The organism is Pseudomonas marvdashtae, from assembly GCF_014268655.2.
Taxonomy (GTDB): Bacteria; Pseudomonadota; Gammaproteobacteria; order Pseudomonadales; family Pseudomonadaceae; genus Aquipseudomonas; species Aquipseudomonas marvdashtae.
Genome location: NZ_JABWQX020000001.1, coordinates 3,095,131 through 3,111,825, shown reverse-complemented (window position 1 = coordinate 3,111,825; position 16,695 = coordinate 3,095,131). Strand labels below are relative to the sequence as shown.

At 64.1% G+C, this 16,695-nt stretch carries 4 protein-coding genes; all 4 read left to right on the top strand.

The window, feature by feature from the left end; all coding sequences use genetic code 11:
• Positions 1 to 129 precede the first annotated feature (129 nt).
• The 4 genes from HU742_RS13815 (at position 130) to HU742_RS13800 (ending at position 16,671) form a co-directional block, all read left to right on the top strand.
• Positions 130 to 1,362, top strand: coding sequence for a substrate-binding domain-containing protein (locus tag HU742_RS13815; RefSeq protein ID WP_186642837.1), 1,233 nt, complete (start codon positions 130 to 132; stop codon positions 1,360 to 1,362).
• Between the two features lie 204 nt (positions 1,363 to 1,566).
• Positions 1,567 to 14,076 (top strand): filamentous hemagglutinin family protein, encoded by a 12,510-nt coding sequence (locus tag HU742_RS13810; protein ID WP_186642836.1) that lies wholly within the window; start codon positions 1,567 to 1,569, stop codon positions 14,074 to 14,076.
• Between the two features lie 252 nt (positions 14,077 to 14,328).
• Complete coding sequence (locus HU742_RS26965; protein WP_186642835.1) at positions 14,329 to 14,928, top strand: transposase; 600 nt, start codon at positions 14,329 to 14,331, stop codon at positions 14,926 to 14,928.
• Between the two features lie 147 nt (positions 14,929 to 15,075).
• The gene (locus tag HU742_RS13800) at positions 15,076 to 16,671 is read left to right on the top strand and encodes a ShlB/FhaC/HecB family hemolysin secretion/activation protein (protein WP_186642834.1); all 1,596 of its coding nucleotides are present in this window, start codon (positions 15,076 to 15,078) and stop codon (positions 16,669 to 16,671) included.
• The last annotated feature ends 24 nt before the right edge of the window (positions 16,672 to 16,695 follow it).

The window sequence follows — 16,695 nt, the reverse complement described above, 5'->3', positions numbered from 1 at the left end:
CGGATGTTGAGAGCTTCTACGCCGTGGCCACCCCTTTAAAAGAGCGCTGGAAATCTGCTCGGGGCAGCGGTCGCGATGAGAAGCACAAGCGAACTACCAACGTCCAGACACGATGAAAGGAGATTCTTCATGTTCAAGCGCAACGTTCTTGCTGTTTCCATGGCCGTCGCCGGCCTTTGCTCCGCCCAGGCCATGGCCGCTGTCGTCGGTGGCGGTGCCACTCTGCCGCAGAACCTGTACGGCGTGCCTCCAACCGATGGCGCCGCTGCTCCCGTCGGCATCCTCAACGGCCCTGCGCCACAACCGGCCTTCGCCAACTACGTGGGTGTGGGCAGCGGCGGCGGCAAGTCCGCTTTCCTGACCAACAACTCCGACCTGCTGGTCTGGACCTTCGACGGCGACTCGACCACCCCCCCGGAAAAGGTCTACGTTCCGGCCGTGACCGTTGACTACGCCGGTAGCGACTCGATCCTGTCCAGCGCTGAACTGACCACCTATCGCGCCGCTCACCAGTCGCCCGCCGTGCCGACCGGCAACGCCGCCAACTGGGGTCCGATCATCCAGATCCCTGCCGAAGCCACTTCGGTCACCGTCCCATACAAACTCACGTTGGCCAACGGCACCGCCGTCAACAACCTGAACCTGACCAGCGCCCAGCTGTGCAACATTTTCTCGGGTACTGTCACCACTTGGAACCAGGTCAACAGCACCTATCCAACCACCCCGATCAAGGTCTACTACCGCGCCGGCAGCAGCGGCACCAGCGAGATCTTCACCCGTCACTTGAACAGCCAGTGCCCGACCAAGTTCACCACCAACGGCACCTTCACCACGGCCGTCGGCACCGTTCCGGCAAACGCCACTGCCGTGACCGGCAGCACCGCGATGGCCAGCACCGTGCTTTCCACCGAAGGCGCCATCGGCTACGTCGGTCCGGAAGACGTCAACGCCAGCAGCAACGCCGTGGTCGCTCGCGTCAACGGCAACCTGCCCACCATCGGCAACGTGACGACCGCCCTGAGCACCATCGCTCCGCCAGCCGCCGCTGATCGTGGCCTGCCGGAAAACTGGGCCAAGGTCCTGCCTAACCCGGCGACGGGCTACAGCATCGTTGGCTACACCTTCCTGGTATTCAACCAGTGCTACAAGGACAGCACCGATACTTCCGCTGTTCGCAGCTTCATCAACCGTCACTACACCCTGACCGACCTGGCCAACAACGACGACGAAATCATCGCCGCCAAGCTGATCCCGATCACCGACACCTGGAAAACCGCGGTCCGCGAAACCTTCTTCACCGCCACCAACTCGCTGTCGGTGGGCAACACCACCGCCTGCAACGGCATTGGTCGTCCGCTCTAAACCCTGAACACCGGGGTCGCTGCATGAACCGGCAACAGCCTCGCGCTGTTGCCGGTTTTTCGTTTCAGGCAACCGCCCGGCAGATGAACATTGCATGACAAAAGTTCGGTCGCGATGGCGTCAACCTGCCTTGGGATTAGTCATTTGCGCGCCTCGTCCAGCGGGCGCTACCGAATTCGCCCTGCGTAAAAAGGATCCGTAGTGATGCGTCGCCGCCCACAGAAAGCCACTCGCCGTAATGCTGAATCCACCGCTGTGCTGCGCCTCAAGCCTTTGGCCCAGGCCATTGCCTTGCTGCTGCTGGCCAACCCCGCGTACGCAGCGACCAGTTTCAGTTCGGCCTGGTTCGCGGCCAAGGGCGCGGCTCCGGCGGCGGGCCCGGCCAGCCCCAGCGCGCCGCGCCCTGGGACGCCTCCACCGCTGGCGCAGCAACAACGGGTGCAGCAGCAGTTGGGCCGTTCGCTGGCGAACATGAACAGCACGGTGGCGGCGATTGCGGCCAGCCAGGCTGCCCAGGCGGCTGGGCGTGCGGCCACCTTTGGCGCACCGCAAACCATCCATAACGGTTTGGGTGGCAATGGCCTGAACGCGGTGATTGGTCCGGACGGCAAGCCGCTGTTCGTCAACGCCAATGGCCCGGTACAGAGCGATGCCAATGGCAAGGTCGTGGTGACCGTCAAGCAGACCGCCGACAAGGCAATCCTCAACTGGGACACGTTCAATATCGGCCGTGACACCACCCTGGCGTTTCAACAGGACGCCAGTTGGGCGGCGTTGAACAAGGTCAACAACAGCACCGCGCCGAGCCAGATCCAAGGCCAGATCAAAGCCGACGGCACGGTGATGATCCTCAACAGCAACGGTGTAGTGTTCAGCGGCAGCAGCCAGGTCAACGTGCGTAACCTGGTGGCGGCCGCCACGGATTTCAGCGACGAGCAATTCAAGACCGGTGGCCTCTACAACGCCAGCGCCGCAAGTTTCACCAACGCCCAAGGCGCGATTCGGGTGGAGACGGGCGCGCAGATTTCCACGGCCGCCCCAAGCAAATCGACCGCCGGTGGCGGCTATGTGTTGTTGCTGGGCAAGACCGTCGACAACGCCGGCACCATCAGTACCCAGCGCGGCCAAACCGTGCTGGCGGCCGGTGACAGCTTCACGATCAAAAAGGGCTTCGCCAGCGACGGTAACTCGACTTCAACCACCCGCGGCAATGAGGTCATCGCCCATCAAGTAGGCGGCACGGGCGCCGGGCAGGTGAGCAACACAGGGCTGTTGATGGCGGCCAGCGGCGACGTGACCCTGACCGGCAACCAGGTGCGGCAAAACGGCGTGGCCGTCGCCAGCACCTCGGCGGACACCCGTGGCACGCTGCATCTGACCGCGCGCGGTAGCGAGGCCAACGTGACCCTGGGCGAAGGCAGCACCACGGCGATCCTGTTGGATGCCAGCGCCACGGCCCTGGACAGTCAGCGCGACAGCTTGTTGAAACCGGTCGTCAGCCAGGACGGCAAGGTGATCCCCGCCGACACCTATCGCCGTGACCTGTCTCTGGTGCGGATCGACAGTGCCGGCAGCGTCGACTTCCAGAAAGGCTCGATCACCCTCGCCACCGGCGGCCAGGTCGCAGTGAATGCCGGTACCCGCAGCCTGGTGCGCGACGGCGCGGTGATCGATGTGTCCGGCGCCACCGGGGTCAAGGTGGCGATGGAAGCGAACAGCATCAAGGTCAACATCCAGGGCAACGAGCAGCGTGATGCCGCCGGCAACCGGGATGAAGGCGCGTTGAATAACAACGATGTGTGGGTGGATACCCGCGAGCTGGTGTTCGTGCCGGCCGGCACCAACGGCTACGCCACCGATCGCTGGTACACCGCCGGTGGCTTGCTGGAAGTCAGCGGCTACCTCGGCACCCAGGGCCATAGCGCCGCCGAATGGATGGCCCAGGGCGGTACCGTGAGTTTTACCGGTAATGACTTGGTCACTCAGGCTGGCTCGCAGATCAATATGTCCGGCGGCACGCTGGACGTGCAAAGCGGCACGATCAAGCAAACCTGGCTCAGAGGCGCCGATGGCCGCTTGTATGAACTCAACCGCGCGCCCGGCGACAGGCTCTACACCGGCCTCTACAAAGGCTACGAAGACCATACCCAGCGCTGGGGGCAAACGAACTATTACTACAATCCCCTGATCGCCCCGCGCTCGCGCCAAGAGGCGGGCTACACCGTTGGCCGCGATGCCGGCACCCTGGTGATTGGTACGCGTAATGCGGTGCTCGAAGGCACACTCGCCAGCGACACCTTCCAAGGTGACCGCCAGACCCGCGCCGCCCAGGCCGGCCTGGATGGCTACCAGCAGTCGCAAAAAGCCGTAGCCCGGGGTGGGCAACTGGTGGTCGGCGCGTACGTGCCGTTCTACGTGAAGGAAAGCGGCACCGTGGAATATGCCCTTGGCGCCACGGCCGATACGCTAAAAAACGTCGTCATCGGCAAAGGCGCCGCAGGCGTTGCCAATGGCATCGACCTCGGCAGCGCCTTGCCGACGGATCGCCAGGGTACGTTGTACCTGGACAGCAACCAGCTCAGCGGCTTCAAGCTGGGTGCGATCAAAGTAGCCGCCAGCGAAGGCATTAATGTCGAGGGGGCGTTGCAGGTAGCCCCTGCCGGCACCATCAGTTTGTTTGGCCCGAAAGTGGCCGTGAATGCTGACATCACCGCCCACGGCGGCGTCATTCAGGTGGGCAGGGATTTCGTTCAGGTCGATGGCTCGATGCCGGTCGCCGGCGCTTCCTCGATCACCGTGGGCAAAGGGGTGCGCCTGGACGCCAGTGGGCTGTGGAGCAATCTGCAACTGGACCCTGCCGACATCAGCGCCTTGCCCTACCAGAACGGTGGCAGCATTGCCCTGAAGACCGGCGGCGCCCTCGTGCTGGGCGCCGGCAGCGTGCTGGATGTCTCTTCCGGCGCGGCCTTGCTCAATTCGGGCAAGTTGCAGGGCGGCAAGGGCGGCGATGTCAGCCTGAGCACCGTCACTGGGGAATTGAGCTTGGGCGGTGAGTTGCGTGGCCAGGGTGTGAAGGGCGGCGGCACCTTGCAACTGCATGCCGGTAAAGTGCTGATCAGCGACACCGCGACATCGGCGGCGGCGGGTACTTTGTTGCTCGATGGCGGTTTCTTCAAAAAAGGCTTTTCCGCCTACGACATCATTGGCAGCGATGGCCTGGAGGTTGCCGAGGGCACCCGAGTCGACGTCACGTTGCCGGTGTATCGCCAAGGCCCGGCCGCCGCTGGGCTCGCCACCGGTGGCGCGCCTGGCAGCGCGCTGGAAACCTGGACGCCGCCGCTGTACCTCGAAGACGCCGGCAAGGGCGTGCTGACCCAACGCCAGGGTGCCAGCCTGGCGCTGCAAGCCGGCAGCCAGAACACCCGCCCAGGGAACGTTGCCTCCGCGGACCTGCTGGTGGGCAAGTCGGCCGTGCTGAACGTCGATCCCGGGCAGGCGATCCGCTTGAGTGGGATCGGCCAAATCACCGTGGACGGCACATTAAATGCCTGGGGCGGTTCGATCACTGTCGGCTCCGCACTTGGTCCGCAAGCGGCGGCCATACCGCACAGTGACCAATTCAAGTCGATCTGGATCGGCGAGAACGCGGTCCTGGACGTAGCCGCTCGCGCCGCCACCGCCACGGATGCCAGGGGGAACCAATACGGTTTCGTGCGTAACGGCGGAAGTATCGTCATTGGTGGTGAAATCGACCATGCGACGGGCGACGGCGGCGGTATCGTCAAATTCATCGTGGTGCGCGAAGGCGCGTTGCTCGACGCTTCGGGTGCGAGCGCCGTTCTGGATGACGCGGGGCAAAACCGCTTGGTTGCCAGCCACGGCGGCAGCATCAGTTTTGGCTCGACCAATGGCCTCTACCTTGACGGTCAATTCAAGGCTGCCGCCGGTGGTACCGGCGCGGCGGGCGGGAGTCTGTCGGTAGGGCTGGGGGCCACCGTTTATTCGAACAATTCCGATTTGCCGGACGACCAGCGCAAGACCCGCGAACTGATTATCGAGCAACACCATTCCGCGACCGGGATCGCCGCCGGTAGCGCTCCCGAACAGGGCGCCGCCCTGTTGGAACATGGTTATGCACGGCTAGCGGTGGATCAGGTCGAGGCCGGCGGCTTTGATACGTTGTCGCTGTTCAGCACTGGCTTGTTGACCTTCGACGGCAATGTGAACCTGTCGATGGCCAACGCGCTGCAACTCTATGCGGGGGCGTACGGCATGGCAGAGACAGCCGCCGCGGACTCGGTGGTCAATTTGCGCGGCAGTTACGTGCGCTTGGCTGGCGCGGTGGATAAAACGGCCGCCGGGGCTGACAACAGCAGCACCGGCATAGGACTGACGCCGTCGGCACGACCTGCCGCGGGGAAATTGCTGCTGACAGCGACCGGGCTCCTTGAGGTCCGCGACGCGGTGAGGGTCGGCGGCAGCGGAACGCTGACGATGGCCGACGGAGAAGTCCGGCAGGTTGACCGTCGCGGTTTTGCGGATCTGCAGCTCAACAGCCAAGGTGACATTCGGATGGCGAGCAGCCAGACCGATCACAAGATGTTGATTCTTACACCGGATGTGCTGGGCCTCACCGCCGCGCAGATCTACCCCGGCACCGGTGTGCAAGGGACCCTGACTGCCAAGCGAATAGACATAGGCCGCAATGGCTCGGCGATCCCTTCGGTGCCTTACTCCGCGTTCGGCGAGTTGCGACTCGAAGCGGATGTCATCAATCAGGGCGGCATTCTGCGGGCGCCCTTGGGCAACCTGATCATCGGCCAGACGGCGCTGGAAACGGCGTCGCGTCCCGGCAGTGACGTGAACCTTCTGCCAGGCAGCCTGACCTCCGTCAGCGGCGCGGGGCTCGTCATGCCCTATGGCGGAACAGCGGATGGCAAATCCTACGTGTTCGATGGCGTGACGCTCGACAAGAGCCTGCTGCAGCCAGCCCTCAATGGCGTGCCAGGCAAGATCGATCTGGTGGGCGAGACCATCGACGTTGCGGCGGGGGGGGTGGTGGATGTGTCCGGCGGCGGTGAATTGACCGGCGCCGGTTTCATCTCGGGTCGTGGCGGTTCCACTGACGCGCGCTTCAATCCCTTGGTGCAGTTCGGCCCGGACGGTTTCCTGTTACCGGCACTGAGCAGCAACCCGGTCTACGCCATCGTACCCGGCGTACAAACCGGCTATGCGCCGGTGGGTGGCGAAGCGGGCGCCGTCGCCCCCTTGGTCGGCCAGCAGATTACCCTCGGTGCCGGCGTACCCGGCTTGCCGGCCGGCACCTATACCTTGCTGCCCTCGACCTACGCGCTGCTGCCGGGTGCGTTTCGCATCGAGGTCAACGGCCTGGCCGGGCAGGGCGGGGTGGTGCCGACCCAGGCCATGCGTAACGGCTCCTGGGCAACGGCCGGCACCCTCGGCATTGCCGGCACGGGCGTACGCGACAGCCTGGCGAGCCAGGTGATCGTCACCGCGGCAGATACGCTGCGCCGCTATTCGCAGTACAACGAGACCAGCTTCAGTCAGTTCGCCCTGGCGGATGCCGCGCGCCTGGGGGTTCCCGCTGTGCTGCTGCCCCGGGATGCCAAGGCGTTCAACGTCACGTTCGAGCGCAACCAGAGTGACCAACCGAGTTTCAGTTTTGCCGGAAAACTGCTGAGCAAAGCAGCCAAAGAGGGTCGCGGCAGCACCACCACACTCACGTTGGTCAGGGCCGGGAACCTGGAAATCATCAAGGCAGGAGAGGCGGCCAGTTCTGGATCGGACGTTGTAACCCTGACTGACGATGCGGTGAATGCCATCGGCGCCAGCAGCCTGTTCATCGGCGGTTACGCCTTGGCCCGCTATGGCCAGGGCGGTAACTTCCTTGAGTTCGGAAATGGCAATGGCTCCGTCGCCCGGACCCAAAATATCACCTTGCGCAGCGGCGCGACCTTGCGGGCGCCTGAAGTATTCTTGGTGACGTCGAGTCCGAAGGGCGGGATCACCGTGGAGCAAGGCGCGTCGATCAATACCCTGGGCATGGGCGCCGTGGCCCGTGACTCGCACGATGGCTATATCTACAGCCCCGGTCGCAACAGCGTGCTGGCCGTGTCCAATGGCTACCTGAACATGCTGGCGCCTTCAGCGCCTAACCCGCAGGAGCCAGATAGTGCCCCCGGCAGTATCCGCATCGGTGTATGCGATGGTGTCTGCACCGGCACCACCCGCCTGTATTCCGAGGGCACCATCGCTTCGGCCACGGACAATCGTTTCGAGCTGACGGATGCCGTGCGCTTCGGCACCCGCAACCTGACCCTGGCGGTCGGCGGCATCAACGTCGGCAATGCCGACACCCTGGCTGACCTGGCGTCGCGCAATCTGTTGCCCAATGGCCTGACGCTCAACCAGCAGGTGCTTGACCGCCTGTTGCTCGGCGATACCAGCGCCGGCGCGCCGGCGCTCGAAACCCTGGTGCTGGGCGCTCGCGATTCGCTGAATTTTTATGGCAACGCCAGCCTCGATACCTTTGACGCGGCGACCGGCAAATCACGGCTCAAGGAGTTGGTGCTCACCACGCCCGCCATCTACGGCAAGGGCGAGGCGGGTGAAACCGCACGAATCCGCACCCGCGACCTGATCTGGAACGGTGCGCAAAACGAGGCCGCCAGCATCGTGCGCGACAGTGCCGGCACGGGCGCGGGCAACCTGCAAATCGACGCTGAACGCATCGGTTTTGGTTATGCCCCGACCACCGAGCCCAAGGTGGTCAAGGCCTATGACCGCTTGGCATTGGGATTTGCCAACGTCAATCTCAACGCCAACGAACGCATCACCGCAAACCATAAGGGTGGCCTGCTGGTTTACCAGCGTCAGGGTGAATACATCACGGGCAAGGGCTTCCAGTACAGCGGCGGCAACTTGAACATCCTGACGCCGTTGATGACCGGCGAGGCCGGGTCGGTCAACCGGATCACCGCGGGCGGCAACATCCGCGTCAGCGCTCCGGCGGGCACTCGCCTGCCGGTGGCCAGCGCCGATAGCTTGGGCGCCGAGCTGGCGTTGAACGGCAAGAACGTGCGGGTCGAAGGCAACGTGGTGCTGCCCAGCGGCAAGCTGACCCTCAGCGCCGAGGATGAATTGACCCTCACCGATGCCGCGCGCCTCGACCTGGCCGGACGCAAAATCACCTTCAATGATGTCAGCAAGTACAGCTGGGGCGGTGACCTGATCCTCGAAAGCCGCAACGGCAATATCCGCCAGGCCGCCGGCTCGGTGATCGATCTGTCCGCCGTGAACAACCAGGCCGGCACTCTCAAGGCCACCGCACTGGCGGCGGCCGCCGGCAAGGTCGACCTGGCGGGCAGCGTGCTGGGCAGCAGCAGCGGCTACTACGATGCGGGCGGCACCGCCGTGCCCTACAAGGCCGGCAGCGTGGACATCCGCGCCCAACGCCTGGGCGATGGCAGCCTGAGCGATGACTTTGCCGCCCTCAACCAGCGCCTGAACCAGGGCCAGGTATTCGGCGGGCGCAGCTTCCAGCTCAAGCAGGGTGACCTGGTGATCGGCGATGGCCTCAAGGCCGGTGTGGTCAGCGTGTCGGTGGACGGCGGCAAACTCACCGTCAATGGCACCGTGGACGCCAGCGGCGAGCGCGTGGGTTCCATCCGCCTGGCCGGCAAGCAAGGCTTGACCCTGGGCGGCAACGCCGTGCTCGATGCCCACGGCCGCGTGCTGCGGGTCGACAGCTACGGCCAGATCATCGATTCGCCGAACCGCGCCATGGTTGAACTCAGTTCCGGAGATGGCCTGCTGACGCTGGCCGGTGGCGCGCGCATCGATCTGCGCCATGGCACCGCCACCACGGTCGGCCACGACGGCAAGGCCCGTGGCACCCTGGAGCTGAATGCGCCACGCCTGGGCGGCGCCACGGCCGGCGACATCGCCATCGACGCCAGCGGCAACCTGAACATCCAGGGCGCCAAGCTAATCGCGCTCAATGGCGTGCAACGCTACGACGATGCCGCCTACGGCACCGACCCGGCGGCCAGTGGCCGGCCGTATCAAATCATCAATCAGGATTACCTCGACGGTATCCATGACGACAACCGGGACTTTATCGACAACGCTTTGAACAACAATGCCTTACGCTACGGCAAGCTGGCAGGCCTCAACAATGCCGCCTATCGCAACGCTTTCCACCTGCGCCCCGGTGTCGAAATCGTCAGTGCCACCGCCGACGGTGACCTGGTGGTGCAAGGCGACCTGGACCTCTCCGGTTACCGCTATGCCAGCCTCAACCCGCTGACGCCAAAAACTGCCGTGTACGGTTCCGGCGAAGTCGGCAGCCTGGTGCTGCGCGCCGGGGGCGACCTCAGCGTATATGGCAGCATCAACGACGGTTTCGCGCCGCCGCCGGCAACCCCGGACGACGATGGCTGGGTGCTGACGCCCGGCAAGCAATTGTTCAACGGTGATGTGATCGTGCCGCGCGCGGGCATCGAGTTGCAGGAAGGCACTACGTTCTTGTCCGGTGTCATCCTCAACTACGACCTGCCATTGCAAACGGTCACCCTGGCTGCGGGTACTCGCTTGCCGGTGCCTGGCGAAGTGGCAGAAGCCGTGAACCTGCCGGCCGGCACGGTACTGGCGGCGAATATCCGCAACGCCGATGGCTCGCTGGCCCACGCCGCCGGAACCCGGCTGAGTGCTGACCTGACCCTGGACCCAGGGATGATTCTCGATGCCGGCTCGGTGCTGGCGGGCGATATGGCGCTGACCGGGCTGGTATGGCCCAAGGGCGTGGCGTTGCCCAGCCGTCCGTTGAACATGGTCGATATGGCCAACCCGAATGTCATGATGCAAGCGGGCGCGCTGCAGCTCGCATTGGGCGCGCTGATTCCGGCGGGCACCGACGTGAAGCTCGCCGACGGCGTGGAGAAGATCAACTTGCGTGGCGGGGATGGCAAGGGCCGTAACTGGGCAATTGCACCGATGCTTGCCGAAGGCTCGCAATCGTGGTCGGTGCGGACCGTGGCGGGCGCCGATCTTCAGGCCGCCGACACGCGTCTGGCGGACCCCTATGCGAAGAACGGCAAGCTGACCGTGGCGGACACCCATTATGCAATGCAGGGTACCCGCGTTCAGACCGGGGGAAGCGCGCCGGTGCCGGGCACCGCGAGCGATCCGTTGGTGACGACGGTGGATTTCTCGATGATGATCGCTGGTGATTTTAGCGCTGTGGGTTTACCGGCGGCAGCGATGGCATTGAGTTTCGGCATGACACTGGAAGATTTCTGTGCCATGGGCCCAGTGTGTACGAATAGCACTCTGTTCGTTACCGTTGGCGGTGCCGGTGCCTTGGGCAATCCGGCTTATGAAGGACGTTCGGCGAGCGAACTGGCGGCTGAATTGGGCCAGACCGTGGACATGCTTTGTGTGTCTTCCGATGCCTGCCTGGCGAAGTTGTCCGAGGCGGAGTACCAATACGCCTACAAACCCGAGGCGAGCAGTTTCAGTGTCCTGCGCACCGGTACTGGCGACCTCGACCTGGTCAGTGCGGGCGACCTGAGCCTGCACTCGCTGTTCGGCATCTACACGGCGGGTACTTCGACCCTGACCCAGGCGCAATCGGCAGGCTATAACCTTGCCCGAGGGGTCTGGAAAGATGCTTCAGTCGACCAGGTGACGGACCAAGTGCTTCCTTGGGGCGCCGGTGTCTATGAATCCTTGGTAGACGGCGGCCCGAGCAGCCTCTACCGCGCCTGGTATCCCGATCAGGGCGGCAACCTGTCGTTGACCGTTGGCGCAGACTTGACCGGCGATGTCATCAGCCGGACCGGGCTGAACGCGAGCTCAAGCGTTGGCAACTGGCTGTGGCGCCAGGGCGGCGGCGTCGACGGCACCACCCCCACGGCCTGGTGGATCAACTTCGGCACCTTCGCGGCCGAAGGGCAAAACATGGCACTGGTCGGCTTTACCGGCCTCGGCACCTTGGGCGGCGGCAACCTGGCCGTGGATGTGGCGGGTGATGCCGGCATGTTGGCGCCACGTGGCGACACCGGCGAGCAATACGCTACGCGCAGCCAGGGCTTGGTACTGGCCGTGGGCTCGACGGGGCGCATGGTCAATGGTCAGTTGCAGATGACCGGCGGCGGTGACTTGAGCCTGCGCGTCGGTGGTGGGCTCAACCCATCGCTGAGCGCGCGGGCGCTGGAAAGCGCCAACAGCAAAGGTCCGGTCGCCCAGCGTCATGCATTGAACGGCAGTCTGATCAATTTGCGCGGGAGCGTCAGGGCCCATGCCGGTTCTTTTGGCGGCATCGAACTGGTCAGCGGCCCGCATGCGCTGTGGCAGGACCCGCGTGAATCCCGGGCCTACGATCCGTTCCAAGCCACTTCGGCAAGTGCCACCGGAGGCATGATCGTGGTGCCGGGGGACGCCACCGTGGCCCTGGATGCCCGAGGCGATCTGGTGCTGGGCGGCGCCGCCGATGCCGGGCGTCTGCTCTCGCAAGGTACACAGCTCGTCAACTTGGGGGCCGCAGGAAAGGGCACCGGCTCCTCGTGGTTCAGCCTGTGGACCGATCACACCGCCATTGACCTGTTGACGGCGGGGGGCAACCTGACGCCGTTCACGCGAGTCGGCGAGGTGGCCATAGGCGGTAGCGCCCCGGCGCCGGGCGACTCGGCACCCACCGACGGTCGTTTTGTCTATCCGTCCATCCTTCGAGCCACCGCCGCCAACGGAAGCCTTTACTACGGACCTTCCGGGACTTGGACGGGGGGCACGGCGATGCCCAATCTGCCTTACTCGCTAGTGCTGGCGCCGGGCGCGCAGGCGCAACTGGAGTTTCTCGCGTCCGACTCGATTTACGCGGGAGGTTTTACCATTTCCCCCACCAACGCTCCTCAGGCGAGCCTGGCCACGGTGGCTCGTCCGGGGTTCAGCTACATGGACAGTACCGGCCTGAGAACCGACACGAATGGCACGGGTACTCTGTTCGCTTTCGGCGGCTCCGGCACCGAAGGCAGTTACCGGGGCGCGGACCAGCCGACACGCTTCTACGCGGTGAACGGCGATATCGTGGGGTTGCGCACGGGGGAGATTCTGTCCTTTTCCGTTCAACCCTACGAGGGTGATATCTGGTACGAAGCTGCTCGGCCGGCCTGGATCATGGCGGGGCGCGACATAGTCAACAGCGGACAGCTCACCAACAATTCCGTGCCCCAGCTCCCTGGCGATGCGAAAAGCACCGGCAACCTGTTCGTCCACGACGACCCCACCGACATCTCCGTTGTCTCCGCCGGCCGGGACATTCTCTACAGCACCTTCAATGTCGCCGGCCCCGGTACGCTGGAGATCAGCGCCGGACGCAATATCCTGATGGAAGATAAGGCCGCGGTGACCAGCCTCGGTCCGGTGAAAGCCGGTGACAATCGCCCCGGCGCAAGCATTGTGATGCAGGCCGGCGTGGGTGCGGCGGGGCCGGATTACCTGGGCTTCGTGCGTCAATACCTGGATCCGGCCAACCTGGCGGACGCGGCTGTCGGCCTGGCCCAACAGCCGGGCAAGGTGGCGAAAACCTATGAGGTCGAGTTGGCGGCCTGGCTGGCGTCGCGGTATGGCTTCAGCGGTGAGGCCGATCAGGCGCAGGCTTATTTCGCCGCGTTGCCGGCCGAGCAGCAGCGGGTGTTTGCCCGCGAGGTGTACTTCGCCGAACTGCGTGCCGGTGGTCGCGAGTACAACAACGCCAGCAGTCCTCGTTCCGGTAGCTACCTGCGCGGTCGCAACGCCATCGCCGCGCTATTCCCGACCCACGACGTGGCGGGCAATCCCCTGGCCTACCAGGGCGATATCACGATGTTCGGCGGAGCGGGGGTGCACACCAACTTTGGCGGCGATATCCAGATGCTGACGCCTGGCGGGCAGCAGGTTTTTGGTATCGAAGGCGAAGCGCCGCCGTCCAGTGCCGGGGTCATCACCCAAGGGGTCGGCGACATCCAGTTGTTCAGCAACGGCAGTGTGTTGCTGGGACAAAGCCGGATCATGACCACCTTTGGCGGCGACATCCTCGCCTGGTCCGCGACAGGGGATATCAACGCCGGTCGCGGTTCGAAAACCACCCTGGTGTACACACCGCCCAAGCGTGTCTACGACAATTGGGGCAACGTCACCCTGTCGCCGTCGGTGCCGAGCACTGGCGCCGGTATCGCCACGCTCAACCCTATTGCGGAGGTCGCACCGGGCGATATCGACCTGCTCGCGCCGCTCGGCACCATCGATGCGGGAGAGGCGGGTATCCGGGTCTCGGGCAATATCAACATCGCCGCCTTGCATGTGGTGAACGCGGCCAACATTCAGGTGCAAGGCAAGTCCAACGGCGTGCCGGTCAGCGCCGTGGTCAACACTGGCGCGCTGACCAACGCCAGTTCCGCCGCGGCGTCGGCCAGCGATGCGGCGGAAGGCGTGGCTCGCGAGCAACAGGCCGCCTCGCGCAACCGCATGCCGTCGGTGTTCAGCGTGCAGGTCCTGGGCTTTGGCAACGAGCGCCTGGCACCGTCGCAGGAAGGTGCCAGCCGGGCACCGGATCATGAACCGAACAACAGCGTGCGGGTGTTGGGCGCCGGACGGTTGGACGACCAGGCGCGTAATCAGTTGACCCCGGAGGAACAACGCAACCTGACGCTCTAACAACCGTCAACAAAGCCCGAGGGCGACAGGCAACTGTCGCCCTTTTTCATGGGTGCTCGGTCGCTGTCGGTAACCGTTCATGAAGATTCGATGACAAAAGTTCGGTAGTGGCAGGTGGCCGGGGTCAAGGTTGTGTGAAACGGCAACGGCGCAGGATCGCTGTGGACGAAAAGGCCTTTTGCAGGGAAGCCGGACAACTTTTTCTGGCGCTATTCGCGCTGGATGCCAGGTGTGACAGGGGCGTTGGGGTCTATGGAAAGTTACTCGAAAGTGGGCATGCAGGAGCTGGACCAGCGCCTGTCGAAAATTGTTGAAGCCGCGCGCAAAAAACCGGTCTCGGTGTACCGCTACGGCGCGCCCTGGGTGTGGATCGTGTCCCAGGACGATTGGCAGAGTGCCTTGAAGGAACTGTCCAGCTACGTGCCGCCAGGTCATTCCCTGGTGATGTTGCGCCCACAGATCGAGGAACTGCTGGAGGTCGCGTCCGAGCCTTTGCAGCAATGGGCGCGGGAACACCAGATCCAGGTGCCGGTATCGGCCTTGATGCTCGCTTTGCTGTTGCAACTGCTGTACTCGCTGCCCAGTGAAAAACAGCTGTACGAGCAGCTCAATTACAACCTGTTGTTCCGCTGGTTTGTGGGTCTTGAGTTGAACCAGCGTGTCTGGGCTTTCTCGGTCTTCGTGCGGGACATCGGCGAGCTGCTGGACAGCCCGCACGCGGCGAAATTGCTCGAGCGCATCGTCAGCGAAGTGTTCTGCGGCGACCTGATGCACATGCCGGAGTTTTCGCTGAACTTCGCTTTGTTGCACACCTGGCTTTCCAGGCACGCAGGCCATTCCAAACGCAAATAAACCGTCAGGCAACAACACGATGCCAAGGCAGCGCGTCATGCGGCGCGCGGCTTTGCAGCAGGCGCTGCGCGCGTGGCGCAATTGAATCGAGGGGGATGTGTGGATCATTGGGACTTCAACATCGGCAGGTGCAGGCCATACCTGCCCATGGCGCTCGCGCTGATGCTCGTCGCCGAGGCGCCAGCGTTGTGGGCCGAGGAAGCCGATACGCCGGTGGCGGCCGAGGCTGGAACGCCTGCGCGCCTGGTGGACGTGAATGAGTATGTAGTGCGCGGCAATACCGTGCTCGATGCCCGGGAAATCGAAGAGGCGGTGTATGCGTTCCTGGGGCCGCAACGCAAGCTCACCGACATCGAAGGCGCCCGCGACGCCCTGCAACAGCGCTACCAGGCCAAGGGTTACCAGTCGGTGTTCGTCGAACTGCCGGAGCAGCAGGTGGAAGGCGGCGTGGTGTACCTGCAAGTCAGCGAAACCAAGATCGGCCGGGTGCGCGTGGTTGGCACCGAGCACTATTCACCGGTCAATGTCCGCGAAGAAGTGCCGGCGCTGGAAGAAGGCAAAGTGGCCGATTTCAGCGCAGTGCAAAGCCAGTTGGCCGTGGCCAACCGCAACCCTGGGCGCCAGGTAGTGCCGGTGGTGCGCGAAGGGCAACGTCCGGGAACCATGGATGTCGACCTGCAAGTCGAAGACAAGAACCCCTGGCAAGCCAGTGTCGGGCTGAACAATGACTACAGCGCCGACACCGAGAAACTGCGTTCGGTGGTCACGCTGGGCCACAACAACCTCTGGCAACGCGGCCACTCGGCCTCGCTGACTTATTTCACCGCCCCCGAAGACCGGGACAACGCGCAAGTCTGGTCGGGCTCCTATAACGCGCCCCTGAGCGAGCGTTGGAACGTGCAGTTGTCTGGCTACCAGTCCGACAGCAACGTCGCGACCATCGGCGGCAGCAACGTGTTGGGCAAGGGGCATTCCTATGGCGCGTCGCTGATCTACAACGTGCCGTCCCAGGGCGTTTGGGCCAACTCGCTGTCGGTGGGCGTGGACTTCAAGGATTTCGAGGAAGCCCTGCAGTTTGGCGGCTCCAATGACGAGGTGCCGATCAAGTACGCGCCGATCACCTTGGCCTACAACGGCTTTCGCTACACCGAAACCTCACAGTTCGGCCTGGGCCTGAGCATCGTTGCCGGCACCCGCAGCTTCTTCGGCTATGGCAGCGACGCCGATGAATTTCGGGCCAAGCGCTACGAGGCCAATCCCAGCTTCGCGGTGTTCAAGGGCGACAGCACCTTCACCCGGAATTTTTCCGGCGACTGGCAAGCGGCAAGCAAGCTGAGCTTCCAATTGGCCTCCGGGCCGCTGGTTTCCAACGAACAGTTTTCCGCCGGTGGCGCCACCAGTGTGCGCGGTTATCTCGCAGCGGAACGCACGGGCGATGACGGCGTGCTGTTTTCCCAGGAACTGCGCACACCGTCGTTGAGCAAGCACCTGGGTAAAGGCCTCGGCAGCTACGTCGACAACTGGCGTTTATACGTCTTTGCCGAAGGCGCGCAGATGGCCCTGCAAGACGCGCTGCCCGACCAGGAGGCCGACTACAGCCTGGCGAGTATCGGCTTCGGCACCCGCGCCACGTTGCGCGAATGGCTGTCGGGCAGCCTCGACTGGGGCCTGCCGCTCAAGGACGGCCCGAACACCCGTAAACACGATTCACGCGTGCACTTCAATGTGCAGGCGACCTTTTGACCGGTAGGCACAGACCTTGGAGCA

What these genes read in the sequence shown, in the direction of transcription:
- HU742_RS26965 (WP_186642835.1), top strand. Translation starts at nt 14,329, where the DNA reads ATGGAAAGTTACTCGAAAGTGGGCATGCAGGAGCTGGACCAGCGCCTG.
- HU742_RS13800 (WP_186642834.1), top strand. Translation starts at nt 15,076, where the DNA reads ATGGCGCTCGCGCTGATGCTCGTCGCCGAGGCGCCAGCGTTGTGGGCC.
- HU742_RS13815 (WP_186642837.1), top strand. Translation starts at nt 130, where the DNA reads ATGTTCAAGCGCAACGTTCTTGCTGTTTCCATGGCCGTCGCCGGCCTT.
- HU742_RS13810 (WP_186642836.1), top strand. Translation starts at nt 1,567, where the DNA reads ATGCGTCGCCGCCCACAGAAAGCCACTCGCCGTAATGCTGAATCCACC.